Origin of the sequence: Pedobacter psychrodurus (assembly GCF_032678585.1) — a bacterium.
GTDB classification, from domain to species: domain Bacteria; phylum Bacteroidota; class Bacteroidia; order Sphingobacteriales; family Sphingobacteriaceae; genus Pedobacter; species Pedobacter psychrodurus_A.
Window position 1 is genome coordinate 19,196 of sequence record NZ_JAVTSN010000012.1, and the last position, 21,049, is coordinate 40,244.

A 21,049-nucleotide genomic window follows, 5' to 3' on the forward strand; every position below is an offset into this window, starting at 1 on the left:
TTAGTCTTTTTCTTCCAGTTTTGCTTTTTTCCTGATCCTGCTTAAGGTTTCGATTCGCATACCGAGATAACTGGCCAAAAACTTTACGGGCACTCTAAACTTAATCGTTGGATGGCCGATTTTAAATTGTTTATAACGGGCTTCTGCCGATGGAATACGCGATAAAATAGAGCGTTCTTGCGATACGTGATAATGTATGGCTAATAATTTTCTAGCTAAAATATTGGTTTCAGGGAACTGTGCATACATCTCATCGATAAGTCGATATGGAAGTATAAGTAGTTCTGAATCTTCCAATGCCTGAAATTGTTCCTCGTAAGTTGCTTTAAGGGTCCCCGGGTTCCTAATGCTTCCAATTACATGATTTTCGTCGGTTAACCAGGCTGTAATGTCTTTTCCTTCATCTACAATAAAACCCCGAACCAAACCTTTAACAATGAAGAAGAGGCAATCGCCATCCATATCATTAACGCAGGGCAAAAGATCGTTTTTACGAACCGAAACCTTGAATATCTCGGTCTTTACCCGTTCGATTATTTCTTTTTTAAGTGGCTGCAGCTCATTTAAAAACTTAATAAGAGGATCACTTTCATGATGGGCAGCAGTCATAATATTTTATTCCGTTTTTTAATAACCATGCAAGCTATTACTTGTATAGGGAATTTCCAAATGTTAAAACGCGTGCAACTACTAAAAAATTACCATGTGGAGAATTTATTTTTAATTCTGAAACCAAGCCTTATCTACTGGAAAAATAAATTAATTGTTAAATTTCAGTATCACAACTATATTTTAACCAAATCCTAAAAAAAATCTGATAATTTTGCCGCCATGACGAACAATAAACCGAAGGCTTTTCTTTTCGATCTCAATGGCACCATGATCAACGACATGGCTTTTCACAACCATGCATGGCATAACATCCTTACTCAGGATTTAGGTGCCAGCATTAGTTTTGATGCGGTTAAAAAGCAAATGTATGGCAAAAATCAGGATCTTTTAGAGCGTGTTTTTGGCGTTGGTCATTTTTCTCAGGAACAGATTGATCAGATCTCTATCGAAAAAGAGCATAGGTATCAGGCCGCATACAAAAAACATCTATCACTGATAGCTGGTTTAGGCGATTTTTTGGAAAAAGCAAAACAATCGGGTATTCAAATGGCAATTGGCTCTGCGGCCATTCCTTTCAACATCAATTTTGTGCTCGATAATTTAAATATCCGCTCCTATTTTAAAACGGTAGTAAGTGCTGAGGATGTGGTAAACAGCAAACCAGATCCTGAAACTTTTACCAAAGGAGCTGAAATTTTAGGCTTTGCAGCGGAACAATGTATCGTTTTTGAAGATGCACCAAAAGGTGTTGAAGCCGCACAAAACGCTGGAATGAAATGTGTTGCCCTCACAACTATGCACACTAAAGCAGAATTTGGTGCTTATAATAATATTATCGCTTTTATAAACGATTATACCGACCCTGTTTTACAGGATCTTTTCTAAAACAGATACGGCCCGTATTGCTACAGGCCGTATACTCATGTTATCATCATTGGGATGTAGGGATCACCAAAACGATTATTTGGTAAATTTGTAAATCGAACTTGTTTTATATACCTGTCCTGGTTTTAAAACCGTCGACGGGAAAGCCGGCTGATTTGGCGAATCTGGAAAATGCTGGGTTTCCATAGCAATCGCTGTTCTAAAATCATCCTTTGCTCCTGTTTTAAAGGTATTTTTGCTTTGCATAAAGTTTCCGCTGTAGAACTGTAAGCCTGGCTCTTGTGTGTAAATATCCATCACAATACCCGATTTATCGCCTTTAACTGTGGCAGCGTGAAACATGCCCATGGCTTTAGTTTTGTTGAGTACATAGTTATGGTCATACCCTTTTCCGAAAGTTAACTGCTCGTTTTTATCGTTTATGCGTGCACCAATAGTGGTTGCTTTCGTAAAATCGAATGGTGTGCCGGCTACTTTTTCAATTTTGCCAGTCGGGATTAGGGTCGAATCTACAGGGGTATATTCGTCGGCAAAGATTTGCACCTCATGGTTCAAAATTTCACCGCTTCCGTCGCCATTTAAATTAAAAAAAGCATGGTTGGTTAAGTTCACCACCGTTGTTTTATCTGTTTTAGCTTCATAATCCATTTTCAATTCATTATCATCAGTTAACGTATAGGTAACCTTAACATCTAAATTGCCTGGAAAATTCTCATCACCATCTTTCGATAAATAATGTAGTACCAATGTATGCTCGTCCGGTTGGGTAGCATCCCAAACCACATACTGATAGCCTTTTTTGCCACCATGAAGTGTATTCTGTCCGTTATTGGTAAACAATGAATAGGTTTTGCCTTCGAGTGTAAATTTGCCTTTTGCTATACGGTTACCATATCTGCCGATTGTAGCGCCAAAATAGGGTTCTGTAGATTTTTCGTAATCGCTTACACTTTTAAAGCCCACCACCACATCTACTAACTTGCCGTCTTTGTTTGGCACCAATAGGCTAACCAAACGTCCACCGTAATTGGTAAAAATGGCTTCAGCATTGTTCTTGTTTTTCAAAGTGTAAAGTGCAGTTTGTTTGCCATCAATTTCTTTTTTAAAGGAATCGGCTACAAGTTTTACAACGCCTGCAGAGTCGCTTTTTAAACTGTCGGTTGATGAAGTTTTTTTGGTTTCAGATTGACAAGATGCAAATCCGATTGCAGCCAGAACGCCCAGGCCCGCTAATGATTTTAATTTCATAGAAATGGAATACTTGGTTTAGATTTATTTAAGTTTTTAAATATAAGTATATCACTTAACTTTACAAATAAAACGATTTAGAAGATTGTGAATGCAGATAGTAAAGAATAATTTACTTTGAATCATATCAATGATACGATTTGAAGAAATTGCGATAACAAAATGTAGAGCTATGAAAGAAACTACCATTTGTTATTCACCGTGTATTGAACCTATTGCTGTTTTTTAAGAATTGCACTAGATAAAAGATATTGAAAAGATTTTTTATCCATCTTATATCATCTAACCAATAACACCAATGATGCTGAAAAACCTGTTAAAAACACTTTTAATTTGCCTGGCTTTGTCGAGTTCTGCACAAGAAAAGCCCAAGCAAGCCTCAACTTCGGATGCTGCTTCTACAAAACAAGTATTGCGTCAAAATCCTTATATCGAATTACCGCTTGGTGCCATTAAAGCCGAAGGCTGGTTAAAGGAAATGCTGATCAGGCAAAAAACTGGCGCAACCGGAAATCTTGATCAACTTTATCCATCGGTAATGGGACAGCGAAATGGCTGGCTTGGCGGCGATGGCGACCAATGGGAACGCGGACCTTATTGGGTGGATGGATTGTTACCCCTCGCCTATATCCTAAACGATAAAGAACTGATTGCCAAAACCAAACCATGGGTGGAATGGGCGATAAAAAGCCAACAGGCAGATGGATATTTTGGACCTATTAAAGATTACAGTCCTGAAGCAGGTTTACAGCGCGACAATAGCCGCGATTGGTGGCCTAAAATGGTGATGTTAAAAATATTGAAACAATATTATTCAGCGACAAATGATAAAAGAATCATTAGTTTAATGACGAATTATTTTAAGTATCAGCTCAAAGAACTCCCTGCAAAACCTTTAGACCATTGGTCGTTTTGGGCAAGATACCGTGCAGGCGACAACCTAGCGGTGGTGTATTGGCTTTATAACAAAACCGGAGATGCCTTTTTACTGGAGCTTGCAGATCTGATCCATAAACAGACTTTCGATTTTACAGATGCGTTTATCAGTGGCGATATGCTCACCAGGTTTGGAAGTATCCACGCCGTAAATCTGGCGCAAGGAATGAAAGAACCCTTAGTTTATTATCAGCAGCATCCTGAGCAAAAATATTTAGATGACATGAAAAAGGGTTTTAAAGATTTAGACAAATACAATGGTTTTGCCAATGGCATGTTTGGCGGTGATGAATCTTTACATGGCAATAATCCAACACAGGGCTCAGAACTGTGTACCGCGGTAGAAATGATGTTTACGCTAGAAACTGCTTTAGAAATCACCGGAGACCTGGATTATGCCGACAGGTTAGAAAAAATTGCTTTTAACACTTTACCTGCCCAAGCATCAGATGATTACCTCAAGCGCCAATATTTCCAACAGGCCAACCAGGTCATGATCAGCAGGCAAATGCACAATTTTGATGTAAATCACCACGGTACCGATTTATGTTACGGTTTACTTTCGGGTTATCCATGTTGCACCTCTAATATGCACCAGGGCTGGCCAAAATTCGCCCAGAATCTTTGGTATTCTACGGCTGATAAAGGTGTAGCTGCCTTGGTATATTCGCCGAGCGAAGTGAAACTTCAGGTAGCCGACGGAAAAGAAATCACATTTAAGGAAGAAACCAATTACCCTTTTCAAGAATCAATCAAATTCTTGTTAACAACGGATAAAAAAACGAAATCGGTAAATTTTCCTTTTCATTTAAGAATCCCCTCCTGGTGTAACGAGGCTACAGTAAAAATAAACGGCACTATTTTTCAAACCTCAAAAGGCAATCAGGTGGTAAAAATCAGTCGCGATTGGAAATCGGGCGATGTAGTTGAACTTTCCTTACCCATGCACATTTCTAAACATAGCTGGTTCGAAAATTCAGTTTCGGTTGAGCGTGGCCCCATTACTTATGCCTTAAAAATTGGAGAAGAAGTAAAACCGGTAAAAAACACAAAAGATCCGATTGATTACGGCGATAATTTTGATGAAATACATCCTACCACTCCCTGGAATTATGGGATATTTGATATCCCAGCCAACAAAATGGATGAAAAATTTACGGTTGAGCAATTGGGCAAAACAGGTAATTACCCATGGAACCTTGAAAACGCGCCTATACAGATTAAAACCAAAGCTAAACGTATCCCTTCCTGGAAATTATACAATGAAATGGCCGGACCAATTCCATACAGTATGACTTATCAGCTGGAAACCGCTCAGGAAGTGGAGGAAATCACTTTGGTTCCATACGGATCAACAAGATTGCGGATTTCGCAGTTCCCATTAGTTAGATAAATATTATGACATTTTGGATTAAAAACCATTGAAACTGATTATTATTGCGGCAATCAAAACACAAATATGAATCAAAACATTTCAACAGACCGTTACGACAAAATGCTTTATCGCCGTTGTGGAAACAGTGGCATAAAATTACCTGCAATATCACTGGGTTTATGGCATAATTTCGGACATGTAAACGTTTTTGAAAACAGCAAAAACTTAATCTATACCGCTTTTAATAATGGAATTACCCACTTCGATTTAGCCAACAACTATGGTCCCCCTCCTGGTTCGGCAGAAGAAGTTTTCGGAAAAATTCTTCACGACGATTTTAAAGGCTATCGCGATGAAATGATTATTTCGAGCAAAGCCGGATATACCATGTGGGATGGTCCTTATGGAGATTGGGGGTCGAAAAAATATTTGGTTTCGAGTCTGGATCAAAGCTTAAAACGCATGAAACTGGATTATGTCGATATTTTTTATCACCACCGTCCAGATCCAGAAACACCACTTGAAGAAACCATGGGTGCTTTGAGTTTAATGGTTCAGCAAGGCAAAGCGTTGTATGTGGGTATTTCCAATTACGGGGCCGAAGAAGCGGCAAAAGCAATCAAAATTTTAAAGGATAATGGTACACCTTGTTTAATCCACCAGCCCAAATATTCGATGTTTGAACGTTGGGTAGAAGACGGTTTGCTAGATGTTTTAGAAAATAACGGTGTGGGCTGTATCCCCTTTTCGCCATTGGCACAAGGGCTGCTTACCGATAAATATTTACATGGCATCCCTGCCGATTCGAGGGTGGCTACAAGTGGCATCTTCCTGAAAGAAAGCAACATTACCCCCGAAAAACTAGAAGTAATTGGCAAATTAAATGATGTGGCAAAATCGCGTGGACAAAAATTAGCACACATGGCCTTATCCTGGATTTTAAAAGACAAAAGAATAACTACTGTATTGATAGGAGCCAGTAAACCAGAACAGATTACAGATTCAATTAAAGCATTGGATAACATTGAATTTAGTGCGGCTGAAGTAAAATTGATTGACGAAATTTTAAAATAAATATAAATCGTCACTTTCCAAGTTTTTGTAAAGGACGCGTCATTTCGACTGCAGCAAAGTGCTGACTGATGTCGGGAGAGAAATCCATAAGTAAAATTAACTGAAAAATAGATTTCTACGCTGCGTTGTACCCGACAGCTATCGGGTACACTCGAAATGACGTGTCTTTTCACCCATCCTTTTAAAACCAAATCCCATAAAAACCGTTTAAGAAATGAATCCTTTACATTTCTCAATTTATGGCAAGAGCCAACAATTCTATATATAGCGCTTTAGCAGCCAACTTGTTAATTGCAGTAACTAAATTTATTGCCGGAGCGTTCACCAATAGTTCTTCTATGATTGCCGAAGGCATCCACTCTACGGTTGATACCAGTAATCAACTGCTGTTGCTCTACGGATTAAAAAGAAGCGTTAAACCACCTGATAAATCACGTCCCTTCGGTTACGGAAAAGAATTGTATTTCTGGTCGTTTATTGTTTCGATCATGATTTTTGGTTTGGGTGGTGTAGTTTCTATATCACAGGGTATAGCGCACATCCGTCATCCGGAGGTTTTGGGCAATCCCACATGGAATTATGTGGTGTTAGGCCTCTCCTTTGTATTTGAAGGTGCCTCGCTCATCATTGCCATGAAAGAGTTTAACAAAACGAGAAAAGGTTTACCCTGGTGGAAAGCCATTATCAAAAGCAAAGATCCATCTGGTTTTTTGGTATTGTTTGAAGATGGCGCAGCTGTTTTAGGTCTGTTGATTGTCTTTATTTTCATGGTACTGAGTCACAATCTAAATATGCCATTTTTGGATGGATTGGCTTCTGTTCTGGTGGGTACATTATTGATTTTTGTTTCCTTTATCCTAGCCAGAGAAAGCAGAAGTTTATTGATGGGTGAAGGGCTAACTTCAGAAACACAACAGAAAATCAAAGATTTGGCCGAAAATGATCAGGATGTGATTACCGTAACCAGTATTTTATCCCAGTATCAATCGCCTAAAGAGGTGTTGTTGGTACTCATTCTTACCTTTAAAGCTGAGTTGAATACCACCGATTTAACCAATGCAATCGACCGGTTAAGGGATAAAATAAAATCAGAGTACAATGTAATTAAGTTTGTGATTATACAGCCACAGTCGGCTGATGTAAAAGAAAGTGATTTTAGTAGCGCTATTCATTTGGAGTAAAGGCGTCTCTGATTTGATCTGTGGGCCACAGACCAATAGATTTTTTTCAGGAAGACGCAAGAAAATGAATGAAGTAGTCATTATTTCATGTAAACAGTTTTGATGTTCACAAACTCATGGATACCAAACATGCCCAATTCTCTTCCGTAACCTGATTGGTTGATGCCGCCAAAAGGTAATGCCGGATCCGACTTGACGCCTTCATTTACGAAACAAGAACCAGCGGCCAGTTTATTCCGGGCAATATCTTCCGCTAATTCCGGATTTTCGGTAAAAACAGCTGCACCCAAACCAAAATTAGTGTCATTCGCGATACGGATGGCATCCGCTGTATCTTTTGCTATAATTAAAGCTGCTACAGGACCAAATATCTCTTCATCATAAGCCAATACACCTTTTTCCACGTGGGTTAATATAGTGGGTGGATAATAGGCATGTTTACCTTCCATTCTTGGCATCTCTCCTCCTAAAATACACTTGGCGCCTTGTTCAATGCTTTTCAAAACCTGCTGGTGCAACTCATCCCGTAGTTCTGCTCTTGCCATTGGGCCCAAATCGGTATCCTCATGAAACGGATCTCCTATCTTTTTGCTTTCCATTTCTGCTTTAAACAGTTTGGTGAATTTTTCGGCTACTGATTTAACTACGATGAATCTTTTGGCTGCAATGCAACTCTGTCCGTTATTGATTAATCTGGCATTTGCACAAATTTTTGCTGCCTTTTCCAAATCAGCATCTTCCAAAACGAGGTATGGATCACTGCCACCGAGCTCCAATACCGTCTTTTTAATCAATCTACCAGCCTGCTCTGCTACTTTCTTCCCAGCTTCGGTACTGCCTGTTAGCGTAACAGCTTTAATGTGTGGATTTTCGATTACCTTTGGTATTGCTTTACTGCTGCAGATTAATGTTTTAAACACGTTTGCCGGAAAACCTGCATCTTCAATCACCTTCTCTATTTCAACGGCACAACCTGTAACACCCGAAGAATGTTTTAAAACTCCACAGTTACCGGCCATTAGCGCTGGAGCTAAAAAACGGAATACTTGCCAAAAGGGGAAATTCCACGGCATAATGGCCAGTACCACACCAATAGGTTGAAAACTCACGTAACTTTTGGAAGCACTGGTTTTCACCATCTGATCGGACAGAAATTTGGTACCATTTTTAGCATAATATTCGCAAACCGAGGCACATTTAAGCACCTCAGCTACACCATCTTTTAATGGTTTCCCCATTTCTAAAGCCATTAATTTGGCCAGCTGATCTTTACGTTCAATCAGCAGTTTTGAAACCTGCAATAACAGTTTTGCCCGGCTTTTAAAATCAGTTTCTTTATAGCTTAACCAGGATTGATGTACTTCTTCTATTTTCTGATGGATTAACGCTTCAGAATCTTCCTGATAGGTTTTGATGGTTTCCCCATTAACCGGGTTTATAGACAAAATGCTCATTTGATAATAACAAATAAGCATTTAATATTGTGTTTTTTATTTGAATATTCTATTTGAGCGAGAAAGAAGAATTGGCTAACCAATTATAATTTATCTGATACAATCAATTTATCGCGTATTTTTTGTTTCAAAACACTTGCCGCCTGGGTATAACCGCCTTCAGCACCATCCACAAAATGTATATGATCATCTTCCAGATCCCTGACGTAACACGACATAATCGATTCGCCACTTACATAAAGCGCATATAAAATCATGCCTTCTTTTTCGATTTTATCTAATTCCTTCTGCAAAGCTAAACGCTGTTGCTCAGTACCTGTAATTACGGTATTGATCCTTCCATCTATGACCAGGGTATCCGACATTTCTACCAGTTGCTTGAGGTAATTTTTACCACTTTCCGTTCTAAAATAAATATAACCATAGATATTAATGAACCATGATTTGATTAATTCGAAAAGTTTGATCTTCCCTAAACGGTGACGCATTTCCTGCCCAAGACTGTTAAAACTTGTCCTGAAAATTAGTTTAGATACAGAAATCGGCTGACGTTTTTCCGCACTACCATAAATCTGATCGAGATGATGAATAACCTTACTAAATACTTTGGATTGTATTGCACAATCTTGGGCAATTACAATCAGCGTGACTACCTCTTCACTATTTTCGGGCGGTTCGATTTTATCCCAACGGCATTGCATGCCACTTAAGTCAATTTCATCGCTTGTCGTATCATGACCAGATAACAGATAATCATCACCTTTAATGATCTGTTCTGCATAGGCCAGTCCATCGCCTAAAACAATGGGAATCGAAAATGTTCCTGAACTACTAAACCTGCTGATTTTAAGCGTATGGCCTTTTTTATAGATTTCGTCAACTGCGACAATCCCCGCCCTTAAATCGAGATTAAAATTTTGAAAAGTATTATCCCGATATTTCAACAAGGATTTCATTACATCGGTTACAATGTTTGGCGGAACAATAAATGTAGCGCCATCGCCACCAAAGAAAAAAGGAACCGAAATATTGGCTTTAAACGCGATATTGAGCACCGTAACAATACTACCTGTTGCAATGAGATTTACATTTTCATGCAGGCCCGCATTTACAGCAGCGGTTGAACTTTTGATATCAGTTATAATTACATGCCAATCTGCAGGCACTTCTTTAAACAACTGATTTTCTACCAATAACTGAGGTAATGGAATTTTATTTATTGGCAGATTAGAATAGAAATGATCTTGATTATCGGACATAAAATCAATTGAAACATCCTAATATACGCAATTTGAAAACACCGCTGAACACAAAAAATTAAGCTTATTTAGAACAAATAAAAATTACCTTGTTATTATCGAGCAAAAACACTTCCTTTGCGCCAACTAAGAATTAATCTAAATAAGATGACTAAAAAATTTACTATACTTTTAAATTTTATAGCCTTTTTTCTGTTTTTAGCAGGAAATACAATGGCTCAAACCAAGGTCGGGTCAGTTTCAGGTACGATTAAAACCAGCGATGGCAATCCAGCCGGTTATGTAAGTGTTGGTTTAAAAAACACCAATAAAACTACTCAAACAGATGAAAAAGGAAATTTTTCCATCAAAAATGTAGTGCCGGGTAATTATACCCTTAAAACATCAGCTATTGGGGTATCTGCTCAAGAAAAATCGGTAACTGTAGTTGCTGGTGAAACTACTCAGGCTGATTTTATGATCGCAGAGTCTTCTTCACAATTGGATGAAGTTGCCATTAACGGTTACAAAACACCAAATAGAAAGCCTGTTAACTTAGGTAAAATCGCGATCGCGCCAATGGATCTTCCACAAGCCGTTCAGATTATCGGCAATCAGGTCATCACTGATATACAGGCAAATCGCTTAAGTGATGTGCTTAAAAATGTAAATGGTGTTGCTTTTGGTGAAAACAGAGGTGGTGTAAGTGGCGAAACGTTTTTTGCCCGTGGTTACAGTTTAGGCGCCAATAATATTTTTAAAAATGGATCACGTGCAACCAGCGGTGGTATGCCAGAAACAAGTACTTTAGAATCAGTTGAGATTTTAAAAGGAAGTGCTGCTTTGCTTTACGGCGGCGTTAGTGGTGGTGCGGTAGTAAATATGGTAACCAAAAAACCTAAATTCGAATATGGTGGCGAAGTTTCGATGCGTGGTGGCAGCTACGATATGTACAAGCCTACTGGCGACATTTATGGTCCGATTACAAAGAATTTAGCCTTTCGTTTGATTGGTACTTACGAAGATGCTGCAAGTTTTAGAAACAGCGTGACTTCAAACAGGGTTTATGTAAATCCATCTTTGCTTTATAAAGTTAGTGAGAAAACAGACATTTTATTACAGGGCGATTATTTGAAAAGCAACATGACCCCAGATTTTGGTATTGGTACAGTGGAAAATCAGATTGCTGATATTGGTCGTAATGCTTTTGTAAATGCACCCTGGGCGTACAACAAAACCAATACTGCTACCACTCAATTAAACATAAACCATAAATTTAACGACAATTGGAAGCTGAATATATTGGCTAATGCACAATCTTACAACCGTAATTATTTTAGTGCCGAACGTCCGTTTGCTGATACTAAAGTGGCAAATAATCCACTTGCTTACGGTTTAGCTTTACGTAACGTTACCCGCTCTAAAACAAAAGAATTTACATATAATGAGCAGATTAACTTAAATGGTTATTTTAAAACAGGAAGACTAAGCCATACTTTATTGGTTGGTGCTGATGCAGATCAATCGCGCACAACCAGTGGCGGCTTTACATTCAACAATAATTTAGCTGCTTTTAACTATGGTACTGTTAACCTGCTTGATCCTTCAACTTATTTTGGATCGGGTATTGAGCCAACCGTAAATGTAGTTTCAGAAACTTTTGCACCATTATACCGCATGGGTACTTTTGTACAGGATTTAGTTTCAATTACCGACAAATTTAAAGTTCTTGCTGGTATTCGTTATACTTTCCAAAAAACGCCTAGAACGGTTACAACAAATTTAGCAACAGGAGTACAAACATTAAGTGTAAACAGTTTAAACAAATCTAAAGTAGAAAGTGCTTTCACCCCAAAATTGGGTTTAATTTACCAACCGCTAAAAACCACATCTGTTTATGCCAGTTATTCGAGTAATTTTGTTCAGAATACAGGTACCGATATTAATTTAGCGCCACTAGATCCTTCAACTTTGCAACAATATGAAGCTGGCGTTAAAAACGATTTATTTAAAGGCAGATTATCGGTTAACTTAACCTGGTACAGAATTGCCAATGACAAATATGCGCAACAGGCCCTTATCAATGCACAAGGTGTACCAAACGGCGATGCAAACATCAAGGAACTTAACGGAAAATCGTTAAGCGACGGATTAGAATTAGATATTACAGGTACAATTGTAAAAGGCCTAAATTTTATTGCGGGCTATAGTTATAACTTTATTCGCTATACCGAAACACGCGACAGAACTGTTTTAAAAGTAGCAGCTCCAACGCAAACCGATCCTAATGCTACCAAAGATGTTATCGTAGGCGGCGTAATAGAAGGACAAAGGTTAGTTGGCTCGACCAAGAACACGGCAAACGGAACTTTATTTTACACTTTCCAGGAAGGTAGTGTTAAAGGTTTAAAACTTGGGGCCTCAGCTTATTATACTGGTGCCCGTAACGGTGGTTACAACGATACTAAAGTTCAAACCTATAGTAGATTAATTCCTTTAAGTGCATTTACTACATTTGATTTATCAGCGGGTTACAACTGGAGAAAAATGTCCTTATTAGCTAAAATTGCGAACATCACGAATGAGTTGAATTATTTTGTGCATGAGAACTACAGTGTGAATCCAATTCCACCACGCCAGTTCATGACTACATTATCTTATAAATTCTAATGTAAGGATTAACGCCAAAAGCTCCAGATCAATTGATTTGGAGCTTTTGGCTTTTACATCGTAGGCGATTGTTCATATATCGCCCATTGCTGATCTTTAGTTTTTGTTTTCTTCGATAAAATAATTGCGGAGTTTGTAGTACCCTTATTATCTTCAGGAGTAATGTACAGATCAGTTCCTTTGAGTTTAATGAAGTAAATATCTTTTCCCGCAGACTCAAATTCGTATTGCTGATTGTTACTACCCAAAGTTAAAGGCTGCTCTTCCAAAACAACATCAGATTGCTTAGGCTGAAAGGTTTTTCCAGTAAAGAGATTCTTAAGCTGATAAGTATTTCCTTCAACAGCAATAAAATTCCAGGTCATACACTTCCAATTTTGTGGATCGTAAGCCACTAAAGGCGTTCCGTTTTTGTTACTGGCATCTTTAACCCGCAAAAGCATACCTGTTGATACGTTTTTTATGGCGTAATTTCCTTTAATGGTTTGCGCCAAAACAGCATGATGAATCAGCAAGGCAAAGCCAATCGCTATAAGACATTTTCTCATAACGCTAATATAATCAATTTGTTAAGCCAAGAAAAGAATTAAAGTATAATCAGAATGGTACCTGATTTGAGTAATTTGAAATAATAATGAAATTCGCCTTGGCGGTTTATTTTTTCGATTTCACAAACTTTACCCGATTTACCGTATTCATCAGATAACAGATCGCCAACTTTAATGTTATCCAAAAAATTCACATTAATAGAGGCTCTTTTAATGAGTGTAGCGTTTTTTTCCATGAGATTGCCGTTTAGGGTATTAACGGAATCTAAATCATTCTGGTTTTGTAGTATCATAAATTACTTATAGTTAAGTAACGAAGATACGTAATTGTAGCTTTAATTAGTAATACACAAGCTCATAAACACGCTTCATATACAAAGCTTCATCTATCTTGGTAAAAAATTCGAACCATTCTTCTCTGGTAAATACCAAACTGATATCTGGAAAAGGCGTTGATAAAATAACAACCTGCCTTCCATCTGGCCTGTTCTCTAAATAATCATCAAAATCAAGTTTTTTGGTCGCTACATAAAAAGCGTCAAACTGATCGAAAGAAAAGTTCATTAAAATACCTGAACGCCATATATTTAAAACTTTGCAATTGTTGCATTGGGCAATGGTGATGTTTTGATTTTGGGCTAGAACAGTTGTTTTACACATGGGCATTTAATTTTTATTTAATCGATAGATTTCACAAATATCATATTATTTAGAATAATTCCAAATAATAATTTGATTATTAAAAATTAGGCAAAAAAAAGTCTCCGATTAAATCGGAGACTTTTCTCGTTAGGCAGCATCATAGATGATCACCTTTTCGAAATAAACCTTAAATTCATCCAAAAAGGCTTTATGTAATGGATGAACCTGATATACATCATGTGCAGCTAGGTCTTCAAATAACAGAAGCAAACTGAAGGTGTAGGTGGTGTCTACTACAGCACGCTCAATCGGTGCCGGTATGCCAATATGGAAAGTTTTTACAACTTCAATGTTTTCTAATGTTTGTAAGCTATTGCGGAAGGCAACTTTCTGCTCATCGGTGGTATCGGCTTTAAGCCAGAATAAAACGTGGTGTGCGATCATTTTTTAATTTTTTCCAAATATAATGAAACACACAAAAGATCATCATTTTTATCCAAAAACACTTTTCGCTTTATTAATTGCCTTTTTTAAATCGATTCCTTTTCCCAATACCCCTTTAAACAGGTCACCTTCAACCTTTAAACGGTTAATGGCATTAAAAATATTAAAATCCTTCATTTTTAAACCTGGTTTAACTTCGTCCCAATGCAAAGGCATGGATACCGTTGCACCAATTTTTGGACGTAAAGAATAAGGCCCTGCGATAGTTGCACCTGGCCTATTCTGCAAAAAATCTAAATACATCTTGCCTTTTCTGGCGGCTACCATGCGTTCTAGTGAGGTATAATCGGGTATCTGCTTGTGCACGAGGTTAACAACGATTTTGGCAAACATCTGACTTTGATCATAACTGTATTTGGCATTTAATGGAATATAAATGTGGATGCCCGTAGAGCCCGATGTTTTACAATAACTTGGTACATCTAAAGCATCTAATACCTTTTTGGTTTCGAGCGCCGCTTCTACCACCTGATCAAATGTATGTTTATCGGGATCAAGATCTATCACGCAATAATCCGGATTATCGGGTTTTTGTACCCGGCTAAACCAGGGATTCATTTCGATGCAGCCCAAACTGGCCATCCACAGTAATGAAGCTTCATCTGTACCTACCAGATATTCTTTTTTTTCTCCTTCGCCATTTTCATAAGGAAAGGTTTCTGCCCAATCGGGCGCTTTTCCCTTTACATCTTTCTGATAAAAACTCGGCCCGTGGATTCCACCTGGAAAGCGGTTAAGCGATTGTGGCCGGTCCTTTAGATAGGGCAATATGTAATCCGCTACCTGATAATAATAGTTAAACATATCCCTTTTGCTTACCTTATCCTCAGGCCAATATAACTTACTGAGGTTGGTAAATTTAAGCTCATGTCCTTTAATTTTTCTTACCTGGGTTTCATCTTTCGGATTTAGCAAAGTTTTAGGTTGCTTGCCTTTAGGAGGTTTTATCGCCTTTGCATGTTGATCTTCGTCTTTGGTTTCGACTACGATTTCAGCTGTTGGCGCTTCTTTTTCCCGAACAACTTCTTTGGCTTTTTTATCCTCGCGCATCCCTTGAAAAGATGGATGCCGAAAAACGCCATCGTCGGTTATTTCGGTAAAAGCAACCTCGCAAACCAATTCGGGTTTTAACCAGGTAGCTTTGGCCTTGGGCGGGTTTGGCCTAAAGCGAGAAGGTTTGTTTACATCGGGTATGCTTTCGAACGGACTTTTATCCGTAATTAACGGTTTAAACTGCTCCATCATTGTTTTTTGCAACTTATCCGAAAATCCTGTGCCCACTTTACCCACATATTGCAATTTCCCTTTTTCGTATACGCCTAACAATAAAGAACTGAAAGATTTAGAGGTATCCTCATTTTTGGTAAAGCCTGCTATTACCACTTCCTGTCGTTTATGCACCTTTATTTTTAGCCATTCTTTCGATCTACGGTCGGAGGCATAGGTACTATCTGTTTTTTTAGCAATGATCCCTTCCAGCCCCATTCTTTCGGCAGCATTGAAAAAGTCTACACCACTGGCTTTAAAAACCTTTCCTAACCGCACACGATCATCGTCTGTTGGTAATACATCGTTCAATATGGCTTGTCGCTGGTAAAGCGGCAGCTCCATCAGGTTTTTACCTTCGTACCAAAGGATATCGAACACATAAAATACCAGTTCGCCGTCGGCTTCACTCCGCCAGTTTTGCAACGAACCGAAATTAGATACGCCTTTATTATTTAACACTAAAACCTCCCCATCCAATACAGCATTGATTTTCCACTCACTAAGCAGGTCGTAAATGGGATAAAATTTTTCGTTAAAGGATTTATTGTTTCTGGAGAAAAGTTCAACTTTCCCCTTATTGATAAATGCCAGCGCGCGGTAGCCATCCCATTTCACCTCGTACTGCCAGTTGGGATCATCAAAAGGTTCATCAACCAATGTGGCCAACATCGGTTTTATGCCTTTCGGAATGGCGGTTTTGGGGGCTTTCTTTAGAATAGCTTTTACATCTACCTGAACATCGTCGCCTACCGATGCTGTTTCTTTGCTGACTTTTTGCTTAGGACTTTTTTTTTCAGATTTTAATTTTTGCTCTTTTCCTTCTTTCCAAACTTTATCGGATGTCTTCTCCATCTTTTCAATTGTTTTTCCCGAAAGCACAGATTTATCTTCTTTGGTGATATCTTTAGTTGAGGCATAATCGTCTTTATGTTTAATCAACAACCAGCCATTTTCGCCCATGCCATGTGTTTTAACCAGGGCAAATTCGCCATGCAGTTTCTCTCCATTGAGTTTGATTTTTAAAGACCCATCCTTTAACTGTTCCAAAAGATGTTTTTCCTGTGCCTTTTTGCCTTTTATGGCTTCAATTGGCTCATAAGTACCCTCGTCCCAAACAATTACAGTACCTCCGCCATATTCACCTTCGGGGATGATGCCTTCAAAGTCTTTATAATCATAGGGATGGTCTTCTACCATCATGGCCAAACGTTTCGTCTTGGGATCTGTTGATGGTCCTTTGGGTACCGCCCAGCTTTTTAGAACACCCTCCATCTCGAGTCTGAAATCGTAGTGCAAACGCGAGGCATCATGCTTTTGGATTACAAAATGTAACTTGTTCCGATCGCTGCTTTTACCCGATTTAGGTTCTGCAGTTTTTGAGAAATCGCGTTTGGCAACATATTTTTCCAGACTCATAATTAATGCTTTATTTTTTTAAAAAATCCTCAACAGCGTTTGCCGATGTACCTACCGTTTGTACAGCTGCTTTCAGTTTATCCTTGCTCACGCCAAATTTGTTTGACCAATAATCTAGCTCATAACCTTCGTTAATGTTGATCCTGGTACGATCAGCAGTTCCGTTTTTTTGTTTATCATCCATAATATATTTGATTAGACAGCTATAAAACAGCCACATAACAAAAAAGGTTTTAAAAGCCGATATTGAAAACGGATATTAAAACCTTAAAACGATAAATTTTAGCTTAAGCTATATTGTAGATACTATTTCTGGCTCTGCCTCTTCTGCATAAACTAAACTATTTTTGGTGGCATTATAAATGATTCTCAGCCACACCAGGAAATAAGGAAAGCTAAGGATGGATAATGATAAACGGTGTGCTTTAGCATAAGTTGGAAAAAGCAGCAAAGGAAAATTACAGGCTATGAACAATAAAATTGGCAATAAAACATTTTTAAGTGCCTTGTTATTTTCTTTTACATACCAAATACCTACACCGGTTATGGAAATGATAAAAGTGCAATCTTCAGCGCCTGTACTAAAAAGCACCGGGAACAACAATACCGAAGATAAGATCATCAATTGAAACTTAGGTTTATGAAAACGGGAAATACGGCTAAAAGGCAGCATAAACAACAAGGCCCCAAGGCCAATAAAAAGTAAATTGGGTATTTTAGGGGCATTGAACAATTGCCTGAAAAAGCCCATAATTGAAATATCGATACCTATTCCCGTAACATTATACATGTTTTTCCCCACTAACGAGTTTTTCCAATCAACATAGCTGTGTACGATAAAACCCGGTGAGGCAAATAACATCGGCAATGTAAAAATTACTATAGACCAAAGGATGAGCCACAAAATAAACGCAGGCTTTTTCCTGGCAAAAAAGAAAAACACCAGACCAACGATGCCATAAAGTTTAATAAATGTGCCCAACACAATACAAAGTGCCGACCATATCCCTTTGTCTTTATTAATTTGCGTATAACTTAAAATCATTAGCGCTCCGGCACCTGCATTAAACTGCTGGTTAAGCATCGATTCGATTAAACAGGGCACAGCAATATAACCGATCATCACTTTTTTATCTTCACTTAAAGGCAGGGTCTGAATCGCTTTAAAAAGCAGAAAACAATTAAAAAGGTTCCAGAATAACAAACCGATCCAATTGTGCATTAAGGCAAATGGCGCAATTAAGACACTAAAAATAGGCCCATAATGATTCGCATCATCATGTATGGCCGGATAAAAGCCATAAAACGATCTTTCGTGTAAAAGATTCCTAAAGGTATTTTCAAAAATAAGGTAATTGTTATACCGGTGGGTTGCCCACGAATCGATTACAAAACTAAGCGTAATTAATATCCATATGAATAATACAAAACGATTGTCGTGATAAAATTTCCTATGCGATAAAGCGTCGGAAGGTTGGGATAGAAAATGATTTGGCATTTGTAAAAAATATATTACAATGCAATTATAAATAGGCAAATCGACAAAACCTAATGTTTTGTAAGGAAAATGTTACTCTTTTGTAAATAAATATTTAGCCCTAAAAGGATGCTTCTAATTCGATTTTTTAATCTACATTTTATCCATTTTGGTCGACTATTTAGCGCAAATTGAAACAAACTTTCAAATGATGCTTTACATCAGCCAAATTATTTTAGAATTCTTTGACAAAACTCAAAAACCAAATCAGAATTAGTGATGTTTCTAGATTATTACTAACCAAAAATTTGTAAAAAGATGGAATATCAAGTTAATTCGATGAATGCCAGAAAAGAGTTTATTGAGATTGCGGATGAAAAAGACCGCGATTACTGGGCTACACGCCTGGGGATAACTGGCGATAAACTGAAATCAGTTGTTAAAGCGATACAGAGTATGGAGTTTTCTGTATTAAAAGAATATTTAATGATGGAAAAAATTAAATCAGGAAGTACTTATCAACGATTTGCTAACCAATAAACCTCACATGAATTTTGAAATAAATGAAGGCAAAAATCAGTTTAAGGTTTTAAGCCAAACCATTACCGACTGTACCCATTTGATCGACCTGCCTGTTGCTCAAAATATTTTTGATCAAAAGCAAAAAGGAAATGATGTAAGTCACCCAAAAGCAGAAATTAAAATCCTAAGCGTATTTTACCATAAGAATGGTTTATCAAATCTTTTATAGCATAAAGTTATTTAATAAAAGACTGATATAAGCTATTGATGGCTGACCGACTAAAATCAGGAAAGCCATCTGTATAGGTGGCATTGATACCATTGGTAATGATGACGAAGCCAAATTTTTCTTTTGGATTGAAAAACATGGTACTATACAAACCATAAGCAGAACCTGTATGTCCTTTTAGTTTAACTCCAGGGATCAGGTTATCGGCAGTTCTGATGGCAAAGCCATAGCCTTCATCATCGCTTAGCGCGGTCTGCATCTTTTTAGCACTTTTTTTACTGATAATCTTAACACCATTAGCCGTGCCGTAGTTCATATGCATGATCATGTATTTGGCCAGATCGGTTGCCGAAATTTTCATCCCGCCTGTAGGTGAAAAAATAGGCGTTGTATAGCCCATAATATAATTTGCAATTTCTGTTCTTCTTGGTGCATAAGCCGTTGGCGATGGTGTATAGATTTTGGTATCAGCATGGTATTCGTACAGATTAACAAAACGAGTACTATCTAACGAATCGACACAATAACCAGCGTAAAGTCCTAAGGGTTTTAAAACATGGTTTTTTACGTAATTATCGAAACGTTCGCCCGATTTCTTTTCGATGATGGTGCCAATCAGATTAAAATTAAGGTTACAATAATCGAATTTCGTACCTGGGGCATAATCATTATAACACTTCGCCCAATCTGGGTTTTTATCAGGATTGATCACATCCAGATTTAAGTATCCCTGCGAATCGTTTAAACCAGACGTATGCGACAGAGCCATCTTTAAGGTAATCTTCTGATCAGGAAATTTAGGATTACGGATTTTAAAGCCGACCAGATCTCCAAAATCATCATCTACGCTTATTTTACCGGCCTCCACAAGCTGCATAATAGAAGTCGCCGAAAAAGATTTAGAAATCGATGCAATCCTGAAAATATCCTGGTCAGTTAAGGGCTTTTTGTTTTCCAGATCCTTAAGGCCGAATGAATGGCTATAAATGATTTTGCCTTCCTTTACTACCGCAACCGAAGCCCCTATGGCACTGTATTTCTCCATTACGGCTTTAAAATCTGATTCAGCTTTTTCGTTCTGGGCTTTTAATTGTGCAATTGAACCAATCATTAAAAAGGTGGTAAGAAAATACTTCAGGGATTTAAGTTTCATAAGTGGAGCAAATAAGACCTAAATATAAGGCATGATGTAAAGCAAAGTTACGACGTAGTGAAAAATTTACCTGGCATCGTTCACTTCTAACCAATGTCCGTCTGGATCTTTAAAATAAATCTGTTTTACGCCATCCACCCGTAAGGTAACTCCTTTTTCTTTTCCGGCCCAATCTTCAAAACTGATGTTTTTGGCGTTCAGTTTTTTCACAAATTCATCAACCGAAGGAACGCTAAAACATAAATGTCCGTTTTTATCGAAAACTTCATTGCCTTTTGCACCCTGTATTAAATGCAGCTGTCCAGCCGGACCTAAGGTGAACCAGGTATGGCGGTTATCTTTAAAAGGCTCTGGAATAATTTTAAGGTTAAAAACACCTTCGTAAAAAGTTGTCGCGGTCTTTAGATCGGCCACATAAACAGCAATATGGTTTAAAACTGCAGGTACAATTTCAGGTTTGTGTTGCGCCATGGCTTTTTGAAAAATGATAGAAAATAAAATAGCGGTAAGTAGGAAGACTTTTTTCATGTTTAAATATCAAACTTATAATGGAATAATTTTCAAAAAAGATAAAAAGTTTACTGGAAAAAGTACAAACCTGGTTTGCGCTCGTTTC

At 37.9% G+C, this 21,049-nt stretch carries 20 protein-coding genes; 7 read left to right on the forward strand and 13 right to left on the reverse strand.

Translation table 11 applies throughout. The annotated features are described in order from the left end of the window. Positions 1–609 carry a Crp/Fnr family transcriptional regulator gene (locus R2S57_RS09800; protein ID WP_316844871.1) on the reverse strand — a complete coding sequence of 203 codons (609 nt, stop codon included), beginning with the start codon at positions 607–609 and terminating at the stop codon, positions 1–3. Positions 610–831: 222 nt separating this feature from the next. Here R2S57_RS09800 and R2S57_RS09805 point away from each other — a divergent pair, with 222 nt between their 5' ends. Beyond that, positions 832–1,497: an HAD family phosphatase gene (locus R2S57_RS09805; protein ID WP_316844872.1), complete on the forward strand. Its 666-nt coding sequence runs from the start codon at positions 832–834 to the stop codon at positions 1,495–1,497. 75 nt (positions 1,498–1,572) lie between these two features. On the opposite strand, the gene R2S57_RS09810 is transcribed toward R2S57_RS09805, so the two are convergent. Next, positions 1,573–2,745, reverse strand: a complete 1,173-nt coding sequence (locus R2S57_RS09810) for an aldose epimerase family protein (RefSeq protein ID WP_316844873.1) — start codon at positions 2,743–2,745, stop codon at positions 1,573–1,575. A gap of 298 nt (positions 2,746–3,043) precedes the next feature. On the opposite strand from R2S57_RS09810, the gene R2S57_RS09815 reads away from it, so the two are divergent. The 3 genes from R2S57_RS09815 to R2S57_RS09825 all read left to right on the forward strand — a co-directional run bounded on the left by R2S57_RS09815 (position 3,044) and on the right by R2S57_RS09825 (position 7,311). Beyond that, entirely contained in the window at positions 3,044–5,074 is a 2,031-nt protein-coding gene (locus R2S57_RS09815; protein ID WP_316844874.1) for a beta-L-arabinofuranosidase domain-containing protein, read from the forward strand. Between the two features lie 66 nt (positions 5,075–5,140). Continuing rightward, positions 5,141–6,130 carry an L-glyceraldehyde 3-phosphate reductase gene (mgrA, locus tag R2S57_RS09820; RefSeq protein WP_316844875.1) on the forward strand — a complete coding sequence of 330 codons (990 nt, stop codon included), beginning with the start codon at positions 5,141–5,143 and terminating at the stop codon, positions 6,128–6,130. Positions 6,131–6,369: 239 nt separating this feature from the next. After that, positions 6,370–7,311, forward strand: a complete 942-nt coding sequence (locus tag R2S57_RS09825; protein ID WP_316844876.1) for a cation diffusion facilitator family transporter — start codon at positions 6,370–6,372, stop codon at positions 7,309–7,311. Positions 7,312–7,391: 80 nt separating this feature from the next. On the opposite strand, the gene R2S57_RS09830 is transcribed toward R2S57_RS09825, so the two are convergent. Both R2S57_RS09830 and R2S57_RS09835 read right to left on the reverse strand, forming a co-directional pair. Continuing rightward, on the reverse strand, positions 7,392–8,765 hold the full coding sequence (locus R2S57_RS09830) for an NAD-dependent succinate-semialdehyde dehydrogenase (RefSeq protein ID WP_316844877.1): 1,374 nt from the start codon (positions 8,763–8,765) through the stop codon (positions 7,392–7,394). An 83-nt stretch (positions 8,766–8,848) separates the two neighbouring features. After that, a complete protein-coding gene (locus R2S57_RS09835; protein WP_316844878.1) occupies positions 8,849–10,024 on the reverse strand; it encodes a DUF3095 domain-containing protein in 1,176 nt (391 codons plus the stop codon). Positions 10,025–10,171: 147 nt separating this feature from the next. Here R2S57_RS09835 and R2S57_RS09840 point away from each other — a divergent pair, with 147 nt between their 5' ends. After that, a complete protein-coding gene (locus tag R2S57_RS09840; RefSeq protein ID WP_316844879.1) occupies positions 10,172–12,673 on the forward strand; it encodes a TonB-dependent receptor in 2,502 nt (833 codons plus the stop codon). Positions 12,674–12,726: 53 nt separating this feature from the next. On the opposite strand, the gene R2S57_RS09845 is transcribed toward R2S57_RS09840, so the two are convergent. The 7 genes from R2S57_RS09845 to R2S57_RS09875 form a co-directional block, all read right to left on the reverse strand. Then, a complete protein-coding gene (locus R2S57_RS09845) occupies positions 12,727–13,221 on the reverse strand; it encodes an RICIN domain-containing protein (protein WP_316844880.1) in 495 nt (164 codons plus the stop codon). A 38-nt stretch (positions 13,222–13,259) separates the two neighbouring features. Beyond that, the gene (locus R2S57_RS09850; RefSeq protein WP_316844881.1) at positions 13,260–13,457 is read right to left on the reverse strand and encodes a hypothetical protein; all 198 of its coding nucleotides are present in this window, start codon (positions 13,455–13,457) and stop codon (positions 13,260–13,262) included. Positions 13,458–13,560: 103 nt separating this feature from the next. Next, complete coding sequence (locus R2S57_RS09855; RefSeq protein ID WP_316844882.1) at positions 13,561–13,881, reverse strand: hypothetical protein; 321 nt, start codon at positions 13,879–13,881, stop codon at positions 13,561–13,563. Between the two features lie 129 nt (positions 13,882–14,010). Beyond that, positions 14,011–14,307, reverse strand: coding sequence for a Dabb family protein (locus tag R2S57_RS09860; protein ID WP_316844883.1), 297 nt, complete (start codon positions 14,305–14,307; stop codon positions 14,011–14,013). A gap of 48 nt (positions 14,308–14,355) precedes the next feature. After that, positions 14,356–17,052 carry a DNA ligase D gene (ligD, locus tag R2S57_RS09865; protein WP_316844884.1) on the reverse strand — a complete coding sequence of 899 codons (2,697 nt, stop codon included), beginning with the start codon at positions 17,050–17,052 and terminating at the stop codon, positions 14,356–14,358. Between the two features lie 10 nt (positions 17,053–17,062). Continuing rightward, positions 17,063–17,236: a DUF3606 domain-containing protein gene (locus tag R2S57_RS09870; RefSeq protein ID WP_316844885.1), complete on the reverse strand. Its 174-nt coding sequence runs from the start codon at positions 17,234–17,236 to the stop codon at positions 17,063–17,065. A gap of 108 nt (positions 17,237–17,344) precedes the next feature. After that, entirely contained in the window at positions 17,345–18,550 is a 1,206-nt protein-coding gene (locus R2S57_RS09875; RefSeq protein ID WP_316844886.1) for a glycosyltransferase family 87 protein, read from the reverse strand. A 297-nt stretch (positions 18,551–18,847) separates the two neighbouring features. Between R2S57_RS09875 and R2S57_RS09880 the strand changes: the two genes are divergently transcribed. Together R2S57_RS09880 and R2S57_RS09885 are read left to right on the forward strand one after the other, a co-directional pair. Beyond that, on the forward strand, positions 18,848–19,069 hold the full coding sequence (locus R2S57_RS09880) for a hypothetical protein (protein ID WP_316844887.1): 222 nt from the start codon (positions 18,848–18,850) through the stop codon (positions 19,067–19,069). Between the two features lie 7 nt (positions 19,070–19,076). Then, the gene (locus R2S57_RS09885) at positions 19,077–19,280 is read left to right on the forward strand and encodes a hypothetical protein (RefSeq protein WP_316844888.1); all 204 of its coding nucleotides are present in this window, start codon (positions 19,077–19,079) and stop codon (positions 19,278–19,280) included. Positions 19,281–19,287: 7 nt separating this feature from the next. On the opposite strand, the gene R2S57_RS09890 is transcribed toward R2S57_RS09885, so the two are convergent. After that, complete coding sequence (locus R2S57_RS09890) at positions 19,288–20,433, reverse strand: serine hydrolase domain-containing protein (RefSeq protein WP_316844889.1); 1,146 nt, start codon at positions 20,431–20,433, stop codon at positions 19,288–19,290. Positions 20,434–20,499: 66 nt separating this feature from the next. After that, positions 20,500–20,961: a VOC family protein gene (locus tag R2S57_RS09895; protein ID WP_316844890.1), complete on the reverse strand. Its 462-nt coding sequence runs from the start codon at positions 20,959–20,961 to the stop codon at positions 20,500–20,502. Between the last annotated feature and the right edge of the window lie 88 nt (positions 20,962–21,049).